The following is an 18,585-nucleotide window of genomic DNA, read 5'->3' as shown; positions in this document are numbered from 1 at the left end:
CTCAGGCTCCTCCGAGAACGAGGACGGTCACGAGCACGGCTGCCGCTGCGACCAGGGCAGCGCCGCCCACGAGCAGGGCGATCATCCCGCCGGATAGTCCACGCCCGCGCGGCGATGCTCCGGCGAGGACGGTGCCCTCGTCGGGACGCCGGCCACCGCGCTCGCGTGCGCGCACCGGCCGGCGCGATTCGTACTCCACGCGCGGGCGCACGGGGCCGCGAGCGCGATCATCGGCGAAGTTCACGGGGGTGCCGGCGGACGCCCATTCATCGACGGCCACCTCCATCGGGGTGTGCGGCAGGCCGAGCTCGTGCTGAATGAGCTGAAGTTCGTACGCGAATTGAGCGGCCGAGGGGTGACGGCCGGCGGGATCACGGTTCATCGAGCGCGACAGCACGGCCTCGAGGCTCGCAGGGACATCGGCCCGGCCGATCGGGGTGTAGGCGGCGCGGCGGATGCGGGCCTTGAGCTGGTCGCGACCGTTCTGGCCACTGCCGGGACGCTCGAACGGGCTGCGTCCTGCCAGCAGCGAGTACACGGTGGCGCCCAGCGCCCACACCTCGGCGGGCACGGAGCCGGCGATGCGCTCGTCGATGATCTCGGGCGCACTCCACGGCACGGACATGGCGAACACTTCGTCATCGCCGCGTCCGCCCACGGCGGTGGCGATGCCGAAGTCGGCGAGGACGGGAGCGCCGAAGGCCGTCACCAGAAGGTTCGAGGGCTTGATATCGCGGTGGAGCAGTCCCGAGCGGTGCGCCGTCTCCAACGCGGAGCCGATCCGGATGCCGGCCTGGAGCACCTCGGCCAGCGGGATCTCCTCCCGACGGTAGCGCGAGCCGAGCGATCCGGGGCAGTACTCCATGACCAGGTAGGGGCGTCCGTCGGAGGAGATGCTCGCCTGGTAGATCGTGAGGATCGACGGATGCGCACTCAGACGCGCCATGACATCGGCCTCTGCGTTGAACATGCGCAGCAGGCCCTCGTCGACGATGTCCTCGAGGAGGACTTTGACGGCGACCGGGCGGCGCGGCATGTCCTGTTCGAACAGGAAGACGTCGGCGAAACCACCCGTGCCGAGAGGGCGCACGTAGGTGAAGCCGGGAAGAACGGGCGGTGCCGCGGGCAATCTCTGCGCCACCGGGGTCCCCCTCTCCGCGTACGACGTGCACACCCGACGTACGCGCGGGACTCTGCCGAACCTTCCTATCACAGCGTCGTTACCGCATCCGATTCGGAAACCTACGCTTGACACATGTCCTCCGAACTATCGCGCGCGGCGAGCCCCTACCTCCGTCAGCACGCGGAGCAGCCGGTGGCGTGGCACGCGTGGGGTGAGGCCGCGTTCGCCGAGGCGCGCCGGCGCGACGTTCCGGTCATGGTCTCGATCGGCTACGCCACCTGCCACTGGTGCCATGTCATGGCGGCGGAGTCCTTCTCCGACCCCGATATCGCGGAGCGACTGAACCGGACCATGGTCTCGGTCAAGGTGGACCGCGAGGAGCATCCCGAGGTCGACGCGGTGTTTCTGGCTGCGGCGGCGGCGTTCACCCCGCATCTCGGCTGGCCGCTGACGGTGTTCACGACGCCGGAGGGCAAGCCCTTCTTCGCCGGGACGTACTGGCCGCCGACGGCGCGCGGCCGGCTGCCCGGATTCGTCGACGTCATCGACGCCGTCGACCAGGCGTGGCGTGAACGCCGTGAGGCGGTGACCGAGACCTCGGGCGCCGTGCAGCGGGCGCTCGAGGCGGCGGCGCGCGAGAGGGGCGAGGAAGCACTCGATCCCGCATGGCCCACCGCCGAGGTGCGCGCACAGCTCGCCGCGCGCATCGCGGCGCGCGAGGACCCCGAGTTCGGCGGGTTCGCTCCGGCGGGAGCGGATGCGGCGACTCCGAAGTTCCCGGTGTGGCCGGTGCTCCGCTTCCTGCAGACGGAACCCGATGAGACGGCGGCGCAGCTCGCCGCGCGAACCATCGACCGCATGGCCCGCTCGCCGCTGCGCGACGCGGACGGCGGGTTCTTCCGGTATGCCACACGACGCGACTGGAGCGTGCCCCACTACGAGCGCATGCTGACGGACAACGCCGGCCTCATCCAGGTCGCCCTCGCCGCGGGGCGTGCCGACATCGCGTCCGCCGCGGCGGGATTCCTCGTCGACACCCTTCAGCTGCCCTCCGGCGGATTCGCCGCCGCGCAGGACTCCGAGTCCTGGATCAACGGCGCGCGCAGCGAGGGAGGGTTCTATCTGCGCCCCCTCGACCAACGGAGCACGCTGGAGCCGCCGCGCATCGACGACAAGCTCGTCAGCGGCTGGAACGGTCTGGCCATCGGGGCGCTCGCCGCGACGGGGGCCCGCCTCGGGCGCGAGGAGTTCGTGAGCGCAGCGGTGCGCGCCGCCCTGGCGGTCGAGGAGTCGAACCTCGCCGACGACGGGACGCTGCGCCGAGCCTCGCTCGACGAGATCCTCTCCGGCGCGCCGGCGACCCTCGAGGACTACGGCGCTCTCGCCCAGGGGCTCGCGGTGCTCGCGATGGCGACGGGACGCGTCGCCTATGCCGTCGAGGCGCGCCGGCTCATCGACCTGTGCTGGCCGACGGAGGAGGCGACGGCCGTGCCCGGCGGACGCGACAGGGTGCTGGCGGCTCTCGGGGCGCCGGCGGTCGACGACGCCGACACCGACCGCCCGTCCGGGGCCGCGTCGCTCGCCGAAGCCGCCCTGACGCTCTGGCGTCTGGGGGCGGGCGAGCGGTACCGGCGTCGGGCCCGCACGATCGTGGCGGCGCGCGCGACACGCGCCGTCGAGGATCCGTTCTCGCACGCCGCGGTGCTGCGCGTCGCCGCACTCCTGGAGAGCGCTGGACGCCAGATCGTGGTGGTCGCCGACAGCGACGACGATCCGCTCGCGCGCGCCGCGCACGCGACCGGTGCCGACGTCGTCGTCAGGGTGAGCGAGGCGGATGCGGGGGCGTGGTCCGAGGCGGGCTTCTCGCTGTTCGCCGACCGCACTGCCCGCGAGGGGCGTCCGACGGCGTACGACTGTCGCGAGTTCGTGTGCCGCCTGCCCCTCCACGACGCGAGCGGTTTCGCCGACCCTGCGGCGTGAAGTCGTCCTATCATCGAGAGCATGCCAGAGCTGGAGGAGCCGCACAGCGGCTACTGGTACGCCGACGACGACGAGTCGCGCAAGCGTCGCGCCGTCGATCTGCTGCAGGCGTTCCGGGTGTACCGCGCGGCGGAGGTCGCGATGCGACGCCGCACGCGCGAGGCGATGTCGATGGGCGAGAACGATCTCCTCGTGCTGCGCTATCTGCTGCGCGCCCAGCAGCGCGGCGAGCGCGTCTCACCGGGTGAGCTGGCCCGCTACCTCGGCGTCTCCACCGCGTCCATGACGGCGATGGTGGACCGGCTGGAGAAGTCCGGGCACGTGCGGCGCGAGCGGCACGAGACCGATCGGCGCAGCATCTGGGTCGTTCCCACCGTCGACAGCGACGAGGAAGTGCGCCGCACTCTCGGCGACATGCACGAGCGGATGATGGATGCCGTCATCGACATGTCTCCGGACGACATGCGCATCGTCATGGAATGCCTGGGCCGGCTCCAGGCCGCGGTCGACCAGGTCGACGCCCACACCAGCGTCGGCTGAGCGGCACATGGCTCGCCGGGCGTCTTGCTCGTCAGGCTAGCTACCCGCCTCGACGGCCCACATCCGGTGCTGCGGTGACAGCATGGGCAGCATGACCCTTTCAGCCGACGCCGTCGGTGAGCACGACACGACGACCCACGTGGTCGACGGCTGGCTGCTCACCTCGTACGCCGGTGTGGTCGCGCGCCTGCAGGCCCGCTATCCGCTGCTGCGCCTCTCGGAGATCGAGGCGATCGTCGCGAGGGAGTACGACGCCTTCACCGGCGGGCGGCCGATCGCGGTGCCCGTCGACGTGGAGTCCGGGGCCGAGGAGATCCTGCAGATGTACGCCGACGAACAGCGCGCCTGAACTCAGATCCAGCTCGGCAGCCAGTTGTGCAGCCGCCAGAACTCGTAGGGCACCGGCATCGCCGTCCACACCGGGTACCAGAACGCCGACAGCGCGACGCAGGTCACCAGGAACACGGTGACCACCCGCTGGCCTGCGATACGGCGGTCGGCATCGGCCGAGCTCGCGATGCGCCGGGCAGCGAGGGCGATGGCGATCACGAGGAACGGCAGCATCACGACGGTGTAGAACTGGAAGATCGTGCGCTCGGGGTACAGCAGCCACGGCACGTAGGTCGCGGCGAGGGCAACGAGCACGAAAGCCGCCTGTGCGTCGCGGGTGCGGATGAACCGGTAGAGCAGGTACAGCGCCGCAGCGATCCCCGCCCACCAGATCAGCGGGTTCGGGATGCTCGAAACCGCCTGGACGGTGTCGCCGCTCTGGTGCCAGTACATCGACGTCGGGCGCACCAGCAGCGGCCACTGCCACGCAGGGCTCTGATAGCCGTGGGGAGTCGTGAGCCCGACGTGGAAGGCGTAGATCGCCTCGTGGTAGCGCCAGAGGCTCGCGAGCGCTCCGCCGAGGCCTTCGGATGCGATCGCGCGCCCGTATCCGCCGCTGCTGGCAAGCCAGCCCGTCCACGAGGCCAGGTAGACGATCATCGCGACCGGCACGAGCAGCACGAACGCCGCCGCGCCCTGGCGCACCGCATCCAGCGGCCACTGCACGATGCCGAGTCGGCGCCGTGCGAGGGTGTCGGTGACGACGACGTAGAGGCCCAGGGCCGCGAGCACGTACAGGCCCGACCACTTCACGGCCGTGGCGGCACCGACGGCCGCTCCTGCGGCGATGAGCCACGGCCGGTTCCAGAGCACCGGCCCCCACCCGGGACCGGCCGTCTCCGTATCGCGCGCAGGGACGGCCCGGCGCAGGCGCTCCAGATGCGCGCGGCGATCGAGTAGGACGAACCAGAAGCCCAGCGCCACGAACAGCGCGAGGATGCCGTCCAGGAGCGCGATGCGGCTGAGCACGATGGCGAGGCCGTCGATGGCCATCAGGCCGCCGGCGATCGCGGCGACGGTCGTCGAACCGGTCAGCGTGCGGGCGATCATGTAGACGACGAGGACGGTGAGGGTCCCCGCCGCGGCCACCGCCACCCGCCACCCGACCGAATCGCCGGGGCCGAAGAGCCACATTCCCAATCCGATCAGCCATTTGGCCAGCGGCGGATGTACGGAGAAGCTTCCCGTCACCAGCGGGGCGGGAACGTCGTCCTGCGCGAACAGGGCGTCGGCACCCTCGGGCCAGTTGGCCGTGTAGCCCAGCAGCCACTGCGACCACGCGTCCTTCACGTAGTACGTCTCGTCGAAGACCAACGACGACGGCGTACCCAGGTTCGCGAAGCGCAGGATCCCGGCGACGAGCGTCAGCAGGACGGGTGTCCACACCTGCACGCGCCGCTCCAGCACGCGAGAGCCGCGGATGCGGTCGGAGAACGCGTCGAACGCCGAGCGGCGCGGCGCGGGCGCAGTCGGCGGGGCGCTCGAGGTCACGCCCTCCACCTTATGCTGGGGCCGTGATCATCCTCGCGGCGACTCCGATCGGAAACCTCGGGGATGCCACCCGCCGGCTCGTCGAGGCGCTGGAAGCCGCCACCGTGATCGCGGCCGAGGACACCCGCACGACGCAGCGGCTGCTCGCGGGGCTCGGCGTCGCCAACCGCCCGCAGCTGATCGCCCTGCACGATCACAACGAGAAGCAGCGTGCCGCGGAGCTGGCGCGACGCGCGGCGACCGAGGACGTGCTCGTGCTCAGCGACGCCGGCATGCCCACGGTGAGCGACCCGGGGTACGGGCTCGTGGCGGAAGCCGTGGCACAGGGCGTCGAGGTGATCGCGCTGCCCGGCCCGTCCGCCGTGCTGACCGCTCTCGCGGTCTCGGGCCTTCCCACCGACCGCTTCGCCTTCGAGGGTTTCGTGCCGCGCAAGCAGGGGGAGCGGCGGGCGATGTTCGCCCGGTTGGCGGCCGAGGAGCGCACGCTGGTCTTCTTCGAGGCGCCCACCCGTCTCGCAGACACCCTCGCGGATCTGGCGGAGGCGTTCGGCGCCGATCGCCCCGCATCCGTCTCGCGAGAGCTGACCAAGCTCTACGAGCAGACCGTGCGCGGCCCGCTCTCTGAGCTCGTGGCCTGGGCCGCGGACGGCGTGCGCGGCGAGCTCGTCATCGTCGTCGGGGGAGCCGAGCGTGCCCGCGTCGCCTTTCCCGATGCCGTCACCCAGGTGCTCGAGATCGTCCGCACGGGCACGCGTCTGAAGGATGCGGCCGGCGAAGTCGCCGAGGCGACGGGTCATTCGTCGCGCGAGCTGTACCAGGCGGCGCTCGCCGTCCGCGGCTGACGCGCCCACCCGGCCGGACGCCGACTCCTCGCCGTGGGCGGGAGCCGGCGCCGCGGTCAGCGTCTGCGCACGCGGCGATGCCGTGCGAGCAGGGCGAGGCCGGCGCCGAGCACCAGCGTCGCCGCCACGAAGAGCGTGAGCGGGGCCTCCCGGCCGGTGGCGGCGAGCGCGGCGGATGAGGATGCCGTCTCGCGCTGCGGCTCGGTCGCGACGGGGTCTCCGGAGCCGGCCGCGGGGTCCGTCCCCGGCGTCTCGATCTCGGTGAGGGCGTCGAGCGCGGCGGAGAGCAGAGCCGCGGCCGCGTCCACCCGTTCCTGGGCGGGGGACTGCGCACCGCTCAGGAACCGGGCGACCTCCAGCGCGTCGTCGACCGCGGTGAGGGATGCGGGTGTGTACCGGGACTGCTCCAGCGCCTCGGCGCGGGCGACCAGCGCGCTCAGCTGCGTGAGATCGGCCGCCGCATCCAGCACGCGCTCCAGTTGCAGGTCGTCGACGGTTCCCCAGGACCCCTGCGCGAGCTCTCCGGCGACCCGCACGGTGATCGTCGCCCCGTCGGCCACGGTGAGGGTGTCCGTCGTCGGGGTCGACCAGTTGCGCCACCCGCCGAGGACGAACGGTCCGGACTCCTCCTGCGCCCCCGACGAGACCACGAGACGCACCGTGTCGCTGAGCTGGCCGCCGCCCTGAAGGGCCCCGGTGGCGCGGTAGGTGCCGGCAGGCACCGGTCCCACGGACTGCTCGAGCGTGAAGGAGAACCGATCCGCCGAGTAGAAGTGGGCGGATCGCGATCCGGTCCGCGGGTCGTCCCACGCGCCCACCGTCAGACCAATGCCCGCCGTTCTCCACATGGACGTGTCGTCGTCCTCGAAACCGGGGTTCGCGAGCAGGTTCGCCGAGGTCACGGTGACCGTCGCGCTGGTCGACAGGCCCGCCGAGGTCGTCCCGCGGAACACGTAGGTGCCCGGGCCCGACACCCACTCGGTGCCGGGTGTCCACGTGACGGCCTGTTCCTCGTTGCTCAGGTCGTTGTACGAGACCGTCACCGTGGTGGGCAGCGTGATCTCCTCGCCGTCGGCCACCGTCATCGCGGGGGAGGCGACGGCGGTGACCTCGCGAGGGGCGACGGCGCCGGTACGGGCGTACGAGAACACGTTCAGAGACTCCAGCGGCGTCCCGTCGTGGGCGAACAGGGCCTGGTTGTCCCAGGCGGAGCCTCCGTAGTGGACCCCCGCGTCGTTCGGGTCGTACTCGCCGGCGTAGCTCGCCGCCCAGCCGGAGCCGTCCCTTTCCCAGAGCGCGGCGTTCTGCGCCACCGCCTCCGGCGGGCCGACCGGCAACCAGGCGGGCTCCCAGTAGTACACGCCGAGCCCGGCCGCACCCACATCCGAGACGGCCTGGATGACGTCGCGCACCGCGAGCGCCTGCCCCTGCACGCTCACCGGGTAGTTCGTCGCCTCGCCGGGAAGGTCGATCACGTTGGTGTGGCCGTCGCCGTCATCCAGCGTGTACGCCCAGCTGGTCTCCGCGACGATGACGTCCTTGTCGTAGGTGTCTGCGACCTGCGTCAGGACACTCGTCAGGTTCTGCAGCGTGCCGTGCCAGAACGGGTAGTAGGACGAGGCGAAGACGTCGTAGTCGACGTCGCGGTCGTCGAGCTGCTTCGCGATGTTCGCATAGCTGCCGGGTCGCTCCGGATTGGTGAAGTGCAGCGCGACGAGCGCGTCGGGGAGGACCTCTCGCACGGCGGCGGAGCCGGCGGAGAAGATCTGCGCCATGTCGTCCCACCCGCTGACACCCGCGACACCGCTCGTGGTCTCGTTGCCGATCTGCACCATCCGCACGTCCACCCCGGCCGTCTCGAAGGCCGTGAGTGCGTCGGCGGTGAACGCGCGGGTCGCCGCCGCCTTGTCGGCGACGTTCAACGCCGCCCATGCCTTCGGGGCCTTCTGCTTCGCGGGGTCCGCCCAGAAGTCGGAGTAGTGGAAGTCCACGAGCACGCGGAGCCCCGCATCCGTCGCCCGCTCACCGATCTCGATCGCGCGGGCGACGTCGACGGTGCCGCCGCCGTAGCCGTTGCCGGCGGCGTCGAAGGGGTCGTTCCAGACGCGCACGCGCACGTCGGTGACGCCGGCGTCCGCCAACACGTCGAACAGGTCGGCCGGCTGGCCCGCCGTGTCACGGAAGACGACGCCGGAGTCCTCGAGGGCGATGACCGAGGACACGTCGACCCCGTTGATGAAATCGGGCGAGAGGTTGTCGACCCTCGGAACCGTGATGCCGGCCGAGACCGGCTCGTCCGCGGCCACTGCGGGGGTGGCGGCGAACGCGCTGACGGCGAGGACGCCGGCCGTGGCCGCGGCGGCGGATCGGCGGAGGGAACGACGGATGCGGCTGTGCATGAGTGTCCTTTCGTGCGGGCGGCTCAGCCCTTGACGGAGCCCTGGGTCAGCCCGCCCACGATGAATCGCTGCAGGGAGAGGAACAGGGCGAGCACGGGAACGGCGGCGATGACGGCGCCGGCGGCGAACAGGCCCCACCTGGAGGCGAGCTGGTTCGAGACCCACTGGTACATGCCGACGGCGAGCGTCCAGTTGTCTTCGCTGGTGAGCACGATCTTCGCGAGGATGTAGTCGCCGAACGCGGTGATGAACGCGAGCAGCGCCACCACGGCCAGGATCGGGGTGACGAGCGGGATGATGAGGCGCCAGAAGATCTGGGCGTGCGTCGCGCCGTCGATCTTCGCCGACTCGTCGATCTCGATCGGGATGGTGTTGAAGAAGCCGTACATGAGGAACGTGTTCGCTCCCAGCGCGCCGCCGAGATAGACGCAGATGAGCGCGAGTTTCGAGTTCAGCCCCAGCGCCGGCACGATCTCGCCGATCGCGAGAAGCATGAGGAAGATCGCGACGAACGCGAGCGCCTGCGGGAACATCTGCACGATGAGCAGCGACGTGAGGCTCACGCGGCGGCCGCGGAAGCGGAACCGGGAGAACGCGTAGGCGGCCGACGCGCCCATGATCACCGCGCCGACGGCCGAGACGCCGCCCACGAGCAGCGTGTTGCCGACCCACGTCCAGTAGCTGGTCGCGCCCAACGCCGCGAAGTTCGACAGATCGAACGCGCTGAACAGGTTGTTGGAGCCGGAGAGCGTGCCGCGCGGGTTGAGCGCCGCCGAGAGCACATAGACCAGCGGGAAGACCGCGTAGAAGACGACGATCGCGGCGAAGAAGTACTTCCAGCCGACCTCGAGCCACCAGCGGCGGCGACGGATGCGGGTGCGTGCCGTGGACATCACTGGAACTCCTCGAGCTTGCGGGTCTGGCGGAAGGCGACGGCGGAGATGACGCCCACGACGATGAACACGATGATCGACAGGGCACTGGCCAGGCCGTAGTCGGCGGCCCCGCCGGCGACGCCGGAGACGCGGTAGATCGCCGAGATGAGGATGTCGGTCGATCCGAGCGTGTAGGGCGCCCCGGGTATCGCTGGTCCGCCCGCGTTGAACATGTAGATGACGGTGAAGTTGTTGAAGCTGAAGGCGAAGGAGGAGATGGCGAGCGGCGCGGTCGACACGAGCAGCAGCGGCAGCACGATCGAGCGGAACTGGCGCCACCGGCCGGCGCCGTCGATCGAGGCCGCCTCCAGCGTGTCGGAGGGGAGCGCCTGGAGTGCGCCGGTGCACACGAGGAACCAGTACGGGAAACTGAGCCAGACGTTCACCCACAGCACGGCCGCCTTGGCCAGCCAGGGATCCCCGAGCCAATTGATCTGGCTGCCGAAGAAGAACAGGTCGTTGATGACACCGAACTCGGCGTTGAACATGCCGCGGAACAGCAGCGCGGACATGAAGGCGGGGAAGGCGTAGGGGAGGATGATGAGCGTGCGCAGGTACTTGCGGGCGCGCACGCGGGGGTCGTTGAAGACGAGCGCGAAGACGAGCCCGAGACCGAAGCTGATGACGACGGAGCCGGCCGCGAAGGCGAACGTCCAGCCGGTCACCGACAGCAGCGGGCCGGCGAGCGAGGGGTCCGTGAACACCCGCAGGAAGTTGTCGAAGCCGACGTTGACGTACCAGCCCGCGGGAAGTCGCGTGCCGTCGTCGGCGACGAAGCTGCCGGTCGCGTCATCCGCGGTGTAGACCGTGCCGTTCACGGTGTCGGTGATGGTGCCCGCGTCGGCATCCCACACCATCGTCGGCGTGTAGAGCACACCGGTGGAGCCGTCGCGGGTGCGGATGGAGCCGTCGTTGGGGTCGTCGGAGAAGGGCACGCGCAGGGCTTCGATCGTCGCCTGCAGCTGCTGGTCGGTGATCACCTGGGTACGCGGGATCACGGTCCACCCGTCGACGGATGCGGGCGCCTGGCCCGCGGGGGCGGCACCGGCATCCGTCAGCGGCGAATCGGCGCTGCCGACGCGGATGTCGCCGTCGTCGTTGATCGCCAGGCCGTACTCGCCGAAGCGCTCGACGACCGACAGCGGGTAGGTCTCGGAGCCCTCGATGCGCCGCTCGCCCTGGATGAGGGCGGCGTCCACGGCCTGCTCCTGGGACCCGGCGTGACCGGTGCCGTAGTTCGTGAAGGCGATGTAGGCGGTGTAGCCGAAGACGAACACCTGGAAGACGAGCAGGAAGACGAGCCCCGGCATCAGGTACTTCAGCGGCAGCGCGCGCTTAGTGAAGTAGACGATGTCCGCGGCGATCACGAGCGCCGCGGTGACGCCGAGCAGGATCCACGACTGGGCCGAGAAGGCGGAGAGGATCGCCATGACCCCGAGGGCGTTGATCAGGCCCATCACGATGAGCTTGACGATGAAGCCCCATCCGATGCCCCGCCACGATCGGGCATGGGACTCCCGTGGGGGCCTCGAGGGCGGGGTGAGAACCTGCGGCTGCGCCATGTGTGTCGTCTCCTGTTCGACGGCCACGAGCGGGGCGGGCCACAGGGCCCGCCCCGTCGCGGTCAACCCGCGAGGGTGCCCTGAAGGTCGGTGATCATCTTGTTCCAGGTGCCGGACGGGTCGGCGCCGCTGATGATCTGCGACTCTGCCGCGTTCCAGAAGTCCCAGACGGAGCCCATCTCGGGGATCGAGGGCATCGGCACGCCGTTCTGCGACGAGGCGAGGAAGCCCGCGATGATCGGGTCGCTCGCGACCTCCTCTGCCAGGCTGCTCCACGCCGGGATGCGGGGGTCCGCCTCGTAGAGCGCACGCTGCGCGTCCTCGGTGCCGAGGTAGTTCACGAGGAACTCCTGGGCCAGCAGTGCGTTCTTGCTCTGCGAGCTCAGGTAGAAGCCCTGCACGCCCACGAAGGGCGCGGCGGGCTGGCCGCCCGCGGAGGGAATCGGGTTCACGGCGACGTTGACGTCGGGGAAGGAGCTGATCGCCCAGGGGCCCTGCACCGTGTACGGCGCCTTGCCGGAGGCGAACAGCTCGTTGTTGATGTCGTAGTCGATCGTGGTCGAGAGGTATCCGGTGCCCGCCGAGCCGTTGGCGTGCAGCCACTGGGCGAACGCCTCGCCGGCCGCCCCGCCCATGCCGACCTCGTTCGTGTACGAGCCGCTGGAGTCCTGCACGAACACCGGGGCGCCGAACGAGGTCTGGAAGCCGTACATCGTGTAGCCGTCACCGGTCTCGCCGGCGGTGTTGATGACGAAGGGCCGCTCGGTGCCCGCGGCCAGACCCTTCTGGATCATCTCGTCCCACGTGGCGGGTGCGTCGGCGCCGACGAGGTCCACGTTCTGCACGAGAGCGACCGTCTCGAGCGAATAGGGCAATGCGTAGAGCTGACCGTCGTAGGTCATCGCCTCGATCGCGACCGGCTCGAACTCGGAGGCCTTCTCGCCCAGGTCGATCGTGTCCACGACACCCGCGGCGACGAGCGCCCCGAGCCAGTCGTGCGAGCCGACGGTGATGTCCGGACCTTCGCCGGTGGGCACCTGCGAGATGAAGTCGTTGCGGAGGTCCTCGAAGTTCTTCTGCACCAGGGTGACCTTCGCGCCCGTCTCCTCCTCGAACGCCTTCGCGGCCGCCGTGATGGCGGCTTCGCGTTCCTGGTCGGTCCAGATGACCAGCTCGGCCGACGAGTCGGCGGTCTGCTCGGCGGTCGAGCCGCCGGAGCAGCCGGCGAGCAGCAGCGCGGATGCGGCGGCAGCGACGCCGATTCCGATGATCTTGCGCATGTGACGTGTTCCTTTCAGAACGGTGGTCGAGGATGCGCGCCTTCGTCGACGTCGCATCGTCACGACCGGATGGGGAAGCGTCCGCCCGTTGACGGACGCCGAGGTTCGGGGGAGTCGCCGGTCAGCGACCACCCCCGCGGGTCGATGGGGTGCGCACGACGGCGACACCGCCGGCGGCGACGACCGTCTCGTCGTCCGAGGCGGTGCCGGTGAGCAGGTCCGTGCCGGCGACCGGGGCCGCGACGGCCGCGTCGGAGTGGTTGACGAGCACGACGTAGTCGGCGTCGCGGCCGTGTCGGGTCACTCTCTCCAGGCCTGCGGGCAGACCTGCCGGCGTGAGGCCGGCGTCGGCGTACACCCGCGTGAGGATCGCGGCGAGGCCCGCCGCATCCGGCCTCGTGCTGACGTACCAGCCGAAGCCCGCGCCGTGCCCGTTCCGCGTGACGGCGGGAGCGCCGTCGGCGGGGCCGCCGACGTAGCGGGCGAGCACCTCGGCGCCGTCGACGCGCAGGTCTTCGCTCCACTGGTCGATCGTCAGCCGCTCGCCGTCGAGATCGATGGCGGCGACGTCTCCCTCGCGCAGCGGCAGGAACTCCTCGACCCGCACGCCGAGAGCCTCGCCGAGCGGTGCGAGGTACCCGCCCTCATGGACGGCGTCGTTCTCGTCGACGACCGCGGAGAAGTAGGAGACGACGAGCGTTCCGCCGCCGGCGACGTAGGCGGTGAGGTTCGCCGCATCCTTCGTCGTCAGCAGATACTGCGCGGGGGCGAGGACGAGCGAGTAGCCCGACAGGTCGTGGCCGGGCAGCGCGAAGTCCACCGTGATGCCGTCGCGCCAGAGCTGCGTGTAGTAGGCGCGCACCCGCTCGTCGTGGTCGAGGAGATCCGACGGTCGCCACTCGAGGTCCTGCGCCCAGAACGACTCGAAGTCCCAGAGGATGGCGACGTCGGCTCTCACGCGGGAGTCGCGCACCTCGGCGAGGGCGGCGAGATCGGAGCCGAGGGCGGTGACCTCGCGGAACACGCGGGAGTCGGTGCCGGCGTGCGGCAGCATCGCCGAGTGGAACTTCTCGGCGCCGGAGCGCGAGGCGCGCCACTGGAAGAAGAGGATCGCGTCGGCGCCGCGTCCGAGGTGCGTGAGCGAGTTGCGGGCCATCTCGCCCGGGCGCTTGGCGACGTTCTGCGGCTGCCAGTTGACGGCGGACGTCGAGTGCTCCATGAGGATCCACGGCTTGCCGCCGCCGACGGAGCGGCTGAGATCCGCGGCGATCGCAAGACCGATCTCGCCCTCGCGATCGGGGGCCCACAGATAGTGGTCGTCGGAGACGATGTCGACCTCGCGCCCCCACGCCCACAGGTCCGTCGTCTGGCTCTGATTCGCCATGAAGTTGGTCGTGATCGGCTGGTCGGCGTACTGCCGGATGGCGTCGCGCTCGGCGATGAAGCAGGCGCGCAGTTGGTGATCGGTGAAGCGTGCGAAGTCCAGTCGCTGCGCGGGGTTGACCACGGAGGGCGCCGCGGCGGGCGCGCCCACGTGCTCCCACTCGCCGTAGTGCTGGCCCCAGAAGGCGGTTCCCCACGCGGCGTTCACCGCATCGAGGCTGCCGTAGCGCTCGCGCAGCCAGAGCCGCCAGGCGGCGACCGCGTGCGGCGAGTAGTCCTCGCCGACGGGCACGCCGTACTCGTTGTGGACGTGCCACATCACGACCGCCGGATGCGTGGCGTACCGGCGGGCGAGTTCGGTCGCGATACGCACCGACGCCTCGCGGTAGGCAGGGGCGGAGTGCGACGCCATCCCGCGGGAGCCGAAGCCCATCGTGGTGCCGTCGCGGGTCACGACGCGGGCGTCCGGGTGGTTCGCGAAGAACCATGCGGGCGGGGAGGCGGTGGGAGTGCCGAGATCGACGTGGATGCCGTTCGCGTGGAGGAGGTCGAGCAGCTCGTCCATCCAGGAGAAGTCGAAGACGCCCTCCGCGGTCTCGATCAGACCCCACGAGAAGATGCCGACGCTCACGAGGTTGACCCCCGCCTCGCGCATGAGCGCGACGTCCTCGTGCCAGGTCTCGACGGGCCATTGCTCCGGGTTGTAATCGCCGCCGTAGGCGATTCCGTCCAGCTGCGGCCAGGGTGAGCTCTGGGTCATGACGCTCCGTCGGGTCGAGGGTGATCGGTCCTCATCGGGTGCGACTGGGACCGGTCACAGTCTGCGCAGCTGCGCACGGAACGATCAAGCCCGTGACCCGTTCGTTATCAAACTGTGACCGGTCACAGTTTGCGCGGCACGTCGACTCCCCGCCGCGCAGAGCAGGCGATAGAGTCCTCGCGTGGAAGACACGACCATCGCCCGGCGCCGCCCCACCATTCGGGACGTGGCCGCCGCCGCCGGCGTCTCGCGCGGCACGGTCTCCCGCGTGATCAACGGCGGGCACTGGGTGTCGCCCGACGCCCGCACGGCGGTCGAGGAGGCAATCCGGCGCACGGGCTACACGGCCAACCACGCCGCCCGCTCGCTCGCGACCGGGCGTGCCGGCTCGCTGGCGTTCCTGCTGACCGAGCCGCAGCATCTGCTGTTCGCCGACCCGAACTTCTCGCTCCTGCTCCGGGGGGCCGCCGAAGCCCTCGCCCAGCGGTCGATGACCCTCGTCCTGCTCGTCGCCGGTACCCCGGAAGAGCGTGCGAACGTGGCGCACTTCGTCAGCGCGGGTCACGTCGACGGCGTGCTGCTCATCTCATCGCACGAGGCCGACCCGCTGCTCGATTCCCTCCTGGACGCGGGTGTTCCCACCGTCTCGTGCGGACTCCCGCTCGGCCATCAAGGCGACCTCGCCGCGGTCGCGGTCGACGAGGAGGGGTCGGCGCGCGTGATGACCCGGCACCTGCTCGAGCGGGGACACCGGCGCATCGCGATGATCGCCGGGCCCGACGACACCCCGGGCGGACGCTACCGCCTCGTGGGCTTCCGCGAGGAGCTCGGCGAGGCGTTCGACCCCGACCTCGTCGAGCACGGCGACTACAGCCGCGAATCGGGAACGCTCGCGATGTCGCGACTGCTCGAGCGCACCCGTGACATCGACGCCGTGTTCGCCGCATCCGACATGATGGCCGCCGGCGCCGTCGTGGCACTCGGTCGCGCCGGTCTCCGCGTGCCCGAGGACGTCGCCGTGGCGGGCTTCGACGACTCCGGACTCGCCGCGGCGCACGAGCCGCCGCTGACCACCATGCGTCAGCCCTGGGACCGCATCAGCGCCGAGATGGTGACGCTGCTGCTCGAGGTGATCGACGGTGCACCGCGTCGCAGCGTCACGCTGCCGACAGAGCTGGTCGTGCGAGAGAGCGCCTGAGCCGGCTCGTCACAGGGAAGCGGCCCCCTCAGGCGCCGCCTAGAATCTACGGGTGAGCAACGGCCGTTCCTTCTACATCACGACGCCGATCTATTACCCGAGCGATGTTCCGCACATCGGTCACGGGTACACGACGGTCGCCGTCGACACGCTCGCGCGCTGGCACCGCCAGTCGGGGGACGACACCTGGATGCTGACGGGCACCGACGAGCACGGCCAGAAGATGCTGCGCGCGGCCGCCGCCAACGGCGTCACGCCGCAGGAATGGGTCGACAAGCTCGTCAGCGAGGCCTGGTTCCCGCTGCTCGAGAGCCTCGACGTCGCCAATGACGACTTCATCCGCACGACTCAGGAGCGCCATGAGGAGGGCGTGAAGCGCTTCGTGCAGGCCATCTACGACCGCGGGTACATCTACGCGGGCGAGTACGAGGCGCTGTACTGCGTGGGCTGTGAGGAGTTCAAGCCGGAATCCGAGATCCTCGACGGCACAGGAGCGTTCGAGGGCCTCAAAGTCTGCGCGATCCACTCGAAGCCGCTCGAGCTGCTGCAGGAGAAGAACTACTTCTTCAAGCTGAGCGAGTTCGCCGAGCCGCTGCTGAAGCTCTACAAGGACAACCCCGACTTCATCCGTCCCGAATCGGCGCGCAACGAGGTCGTCTCCTTCGTGCGCTCGGGCCTGAAGGACCTCTCGATCTCGCGTTCGGCGTTCGACTGGGGCATCCAGGTGCCGTGGGATGCGCAGCATGTGATCTACGTGTGGGTCGACGCACTGCTCAACTACGCGACCGCGGTCGGCTACGGCGTCGACGACGAGGACTTCGGCCGCCGCTGGCCGGCCTATCACGTGGTCGGCAAGGACATCCTGCGCTTCCACGCCGTCATCTGGCCGGCGATGCTGATGGCCGCGGGACTCGAGGTGCCGCGCGGCGTCTTCGCACACGGCTGGCTGCTCGTCGGCGGCGAGAAGATGTCGAAGTCAAAGCTCACCGGCATCGCGCCCACGGAGATCACCGACGTGTTCGGCTCGGACGCCTACCGCTTCTACTTCCTCTCCGCGATCGCCTTCGGGCAGGACGGCTCGTTCTCGTGGGAGGACCTGTCGGCGCGGTACCAGGCGGAGCTCGCGAACGGCTTCGGCAACCTCGCCTCGCGCACGGTCGCGATGATCGAGCGCTACTTCGAGGCGATCGTTCCGCCGCCGGCCACCTACACCGAGGCGGATCTGGCGATCCAGCAGATCGTGGCGGATGCGGCCGCATCCGCCGACGCGGCGATGGAGCGCTTCCGCATCGACGAGGCGATCACGGCCATCTGGACGATCGTCGACGCGCTCAACGGCTACATCACCGAGAACGAGCCGTGGGCTCTCGCCAAGGATCCGGAGCAGGCGGGGCGCCTCGGCACCGTGCTCTACACGGCGGCCGAGGGACTGCGCGCGCTCGCCGTGCTGCTGTCGCCGGTCATGCCCGTCGCGACCGAGAAGCTGTGGATCGCCCTGGGGGCGGCCGAGTCGCTCGGGCGGCTGCGGGACCAGCCCCTGCGCGAGGCCGGGGTGTGGGGCGCCCTGCGACCCGGCACGAGCGTCAACGGCCTCTCGCCGCTGTTCCCGCGCGTCGAGCAGACGGCCTGATGGTGCGCGTTCCCTCTCGCTTCGCTCGCTCAACGAGAGGGGCGAGTCGATGAGCGATCCCAGCCAGTACGTGCGCCAGCGCGAGAAGGGCAGCCGCGACGTCAGCTACCCGCCCTCGCCCCAGCCGTTGGGCGTCGCCCTCTACGACAACCACTGCCACCTGGAGATCCAGGACGGCGACGAGGCGATGTCGTTGGACGAACAGCTCGAGCGGGCCGCATCCGTCGGCATCGTCGGAGTCGTGCAGGCGGGCGGCGACGTCGAGTCGAGCCGCTGGTCGGCGTGGGCGGCGGCCTCGCACCCGCGGGTGCTCGCCGCCGTCGCGATCCACCCCAATGAGGCGCCCGCCTATGCGGCAGCAGGGCAGCTGGGCGAGGCGATCGAGGTCATCGACGAGCTCGCCGCCCAGCCGCGGGTGCGCGCCGTCGGAGAGACGGGTCTCGACTTCTTCCGCACCGAGCCCGAGGGCCTGGGTGCGCAGCACGAAAGCTTCGAGGCGCACATCGCGCTCGCGAAGAAGCACGACATCGCGATGCAGATCCACGACCGCGACGCGCACGAGGCCGTGCTCGAGACACTCGAGCGGGTGGGTGCTCCCGAGCGCACGGTGTTCCACTGCTTCTCGGGCGACGCCGACATGGCGCGGATCGCGTCCGAGCGCGGCTACTACCTGTCATTCGCGGGCAACATCACGTTCAAGAACGCGCAGAACCTGCGCGACGCGCTCGCCGTGACGCCGCTGGATCGCATCCTCGTCGAGACCGACGCACCGTTTCTCACACCCACCCCGTACCGAGGGCGTCCCAACGCGCCCTACCTGGTGCCGGTGACGGTGCGCTTCATGGCCGCGGAGCTGGACATGGACCCCGACGCGCTGGCCGCACAGCTGGCCGCCAACACGCTGGCCGTCTACGGCTCGTTCGACTGACGGCGCCCGTGTCCGTTCCGCCCGTCGGAGAAAACGGCGAAGGTCGGAGGATGCGGCGGCAATCCTCCGACCTTCAAGCGTTTCTCCGACGGGAGAGGCCCGGGATGCGGGCTCAGCGGTCCTCGTCGTCGAGGCGCTTCTCCT

The 18,585-nt window shown here is 70.4% G+C and carries 14 protein-coding genes; 7 read left to right on the top strand and 7 right to left on the bottom strand.

Translation table 11 applies throughout. The annotated features are described in order from the left end of the window. Position 1 precedes the first annotated feature (1 nt). On the bottom strand, positions 2–1,141 hold the full coding sequence (locus tag AC1VNH_RS05360) for a serine/threonine-protein kinase (RefSeq protein WP_483110231.1): 1,140 nt from the start codon (positions 1,139–1,141) through the stop codon (positions 2–4). 114 nt (positions 1,142–1,255) lie between these two features. Here AC1VNH_RS05360 and AC1VNH_RS05355 point away from each other — a divergent pair, with 114 nt between their 5' ends. The 3 genes from AC1VNH_RS05355 to AC1VNH_RS05345 all read left to right on the top strand — a co-directional run bounded on the left by AC1VNH_RS05355 (position 1,256) and on the right by AC1VNH_RS05345 (position 3,992). Then, entirely contained in the window at positions 1,256–3,103 is a 1,848-nt protein-coding gene (locus AC1VNH_RS05355; protein WP_483110230.1) for a thioredoxin domain-containing protein, read from the top strand. 21 nt (positions 3,104–3,124) lie between these two features. Next, positions 3,125–3,643 carry a MarR family winged helix-turn-helix transcriptional regulator gene (locus tag AC1VNH_RS05350; protein ID WP_483110229.1) on the top strand — a complete coding sequence of 173 codons (519 nt, stop codon included), beginning with the start codon at positions 3,125–3,127 and terminating at the stop codon, positions 3,641–3,643. A gap of 91 nt (positions 3,644–3,734) precedes the next feature. Next, positions 3,735–3,992 carry a three-helix bundle dimerization domain-containing protein gene (locus AC1VNH_RS05345; protein WP_483110228.1) on the top strand — a complete coding sequence of 86 codons (258 nt, stop codon included), beginning with the start codon at positions 3,735–3,737 and terminating at the stop codon, positions 3,990–3,992. 2 nt (positions 3,993–3,994) lie between these two features. On the opposite strand, the gene AC1VNH_RS05340 is transcribed toward AC1VNH_RS05345, so the two are convergent. Next, positions 3,995–5,524: a dolichyl-phosphate-mannose--protein mannosyltransferase gene (locus tag AC1VNH_RS05340; protein ID WP_483110227.1), complete on the bottom strand. Its 1,530-nt coding sequence runs from the start codon at positions 5,522–5,524 to the stop codon at positions 3,995–3,997. 23 nt (positions 5,525–5,547) lie between these two features. On the opposite strand from AC1VNH_RS05340, the gene rsmI reads away from it, so the two are divergent. Continuing rightward, positions 5,548–6,366, top strand: a complete 819-nt coding sequence (rsmI, locus tag AC1VNH_RS05335; protein WP_483110226.1) for a 16S rRNA (cytidine(1402)-2'-O)-methyltransferase — start codon at positions 5,548–5,550, stop codon at positions 6,364–6,366. A gap of 56 nt (positions 6,367–6,422) precedes the next feature. Here rsmI and AC1VNH_RS05330 read toward each other — a convergent pair whose 3' ends face one another. From AC1VNH_RS05330 to AC1VNH_RS05310, 5 genes are all read right to left on the bottom strand, one after another. Beyond that, positions 6,423–8,765, bottom strand: coding sequence for a glycosyl hydrolase 53 family protein (locus AC1VNH_RS05330; RefSeq protein ID WP_483110225.1), 2,343 nt, complete (start codon positions 8,763–8,765; stop codon positions 6,423–6,425). 23 nt (positions 8,766–8,788) lie between these two features. Further along, positions 8,789–9,658, bottom strand: coding sequence for a sugar ABC transporter permease (locus AC1VNH_RS05325; protein WP_243227351.1), 870 nt, complete (start codon positions 9,656–9,658; stop codon positions 8,789–8,791). Then, positions 9,658–11,262 (bottom strand): ABC transporter permease subunit, encoded by a 1,605-nt coding sequence (locus AC1VNH_RS05320; RefSeq protein WP_483112696.1) that lies wholly within the window; start codon positions 11,260–11,262, stop codon positions 9,658–9,660. Before AC1VNH_RS05320 ends, AC1VNH_RS05325 begins: the two co-directional genes overlap by 1 nt. Positions 11,263–11,324: 62 nt before the next feature. Then, positions 11,325–12,542, bottom strand: a complete 1,218-nt coding sequence (locus AC1VNH_RS05315) for a sugar ABC transporter substrate-binding protein (protein WP_483110224.1) — start codon at positions 12,540–12,542, stop codon at positions 11,325–11,327. A gap of 121 nt (positions 12,543–12,663) precedes the next feature. Further along, entirely contained in the window at positions 12,664–14,685 is a 2,022-nt protein-coding gene (locus tag AC1VNH_RS05310) for a beta-galactosidase (RefSeq protein ID WP_483110223.1), read from the bottom strand. A 181-nt stretch (positions 14,686–14,866) separates the two neighbouring features. Here AC1VNH_RS05310 and AC1VNH_RS05305 point away from each other — a divergent pair, with 181 nt between their 5' ends. Genes AC1VNH_RS05305 through AC1VNH_RS05295 form a run of 3 tightly spaced genes read left to right on the top strand, consistent with a single transcriptional unit; the run spans position 14,867 to position 18,441 of the window. Then, positions 14,867–15,883 carry a LacI family DNA-binding transcriptional regulator gene (locus AC1VNH_RS05305; RefSeq protein ID WP_483110222.1) on the top strand — a complete coding sequence of 339 codons (1,017 nt, stop codon included), beginning with the start codon at positions 14,867–14,869 and terminating at the stop codon, positions 15,881–15,883. 52 nt (positions 15,884–15,935) lie between these two features. Then, positions 15,936–17,513 carry a methionine--tRNA ligase gene (metG, locus tag AC1VNH_RS05300; protein WP_483110221.1) on the top strand — a complete coding sequence of 526 codons (1,578 nt, stop codon included), beginning with the start codon at positions 15,936–15,938 and terminating at the stop codon, positions 17,511–17,513. Between the two features lie 49 nt (positions 17,514–17,562). After that, positions 17,563–18,441: a TatD family hydrolase gene (locus AC1VNH_RS05295; protein WP_483110220.1), complete on the top strand. Its 879-nt coding sequence runs from the start codon at positions 17,563–17,565 to the stop codon at positions 18,439–18,441. Positions 18,442–18,585 lie beyond the last annotated feature (144 nt).

Source organism: Microbacterium sp. KU4F (genome assembly GCF_056868075.1).
Note: the sequence above shows the minus strand (reverse complement) of the source record. Positions and strands in the feature narration are given on the sequence as shown.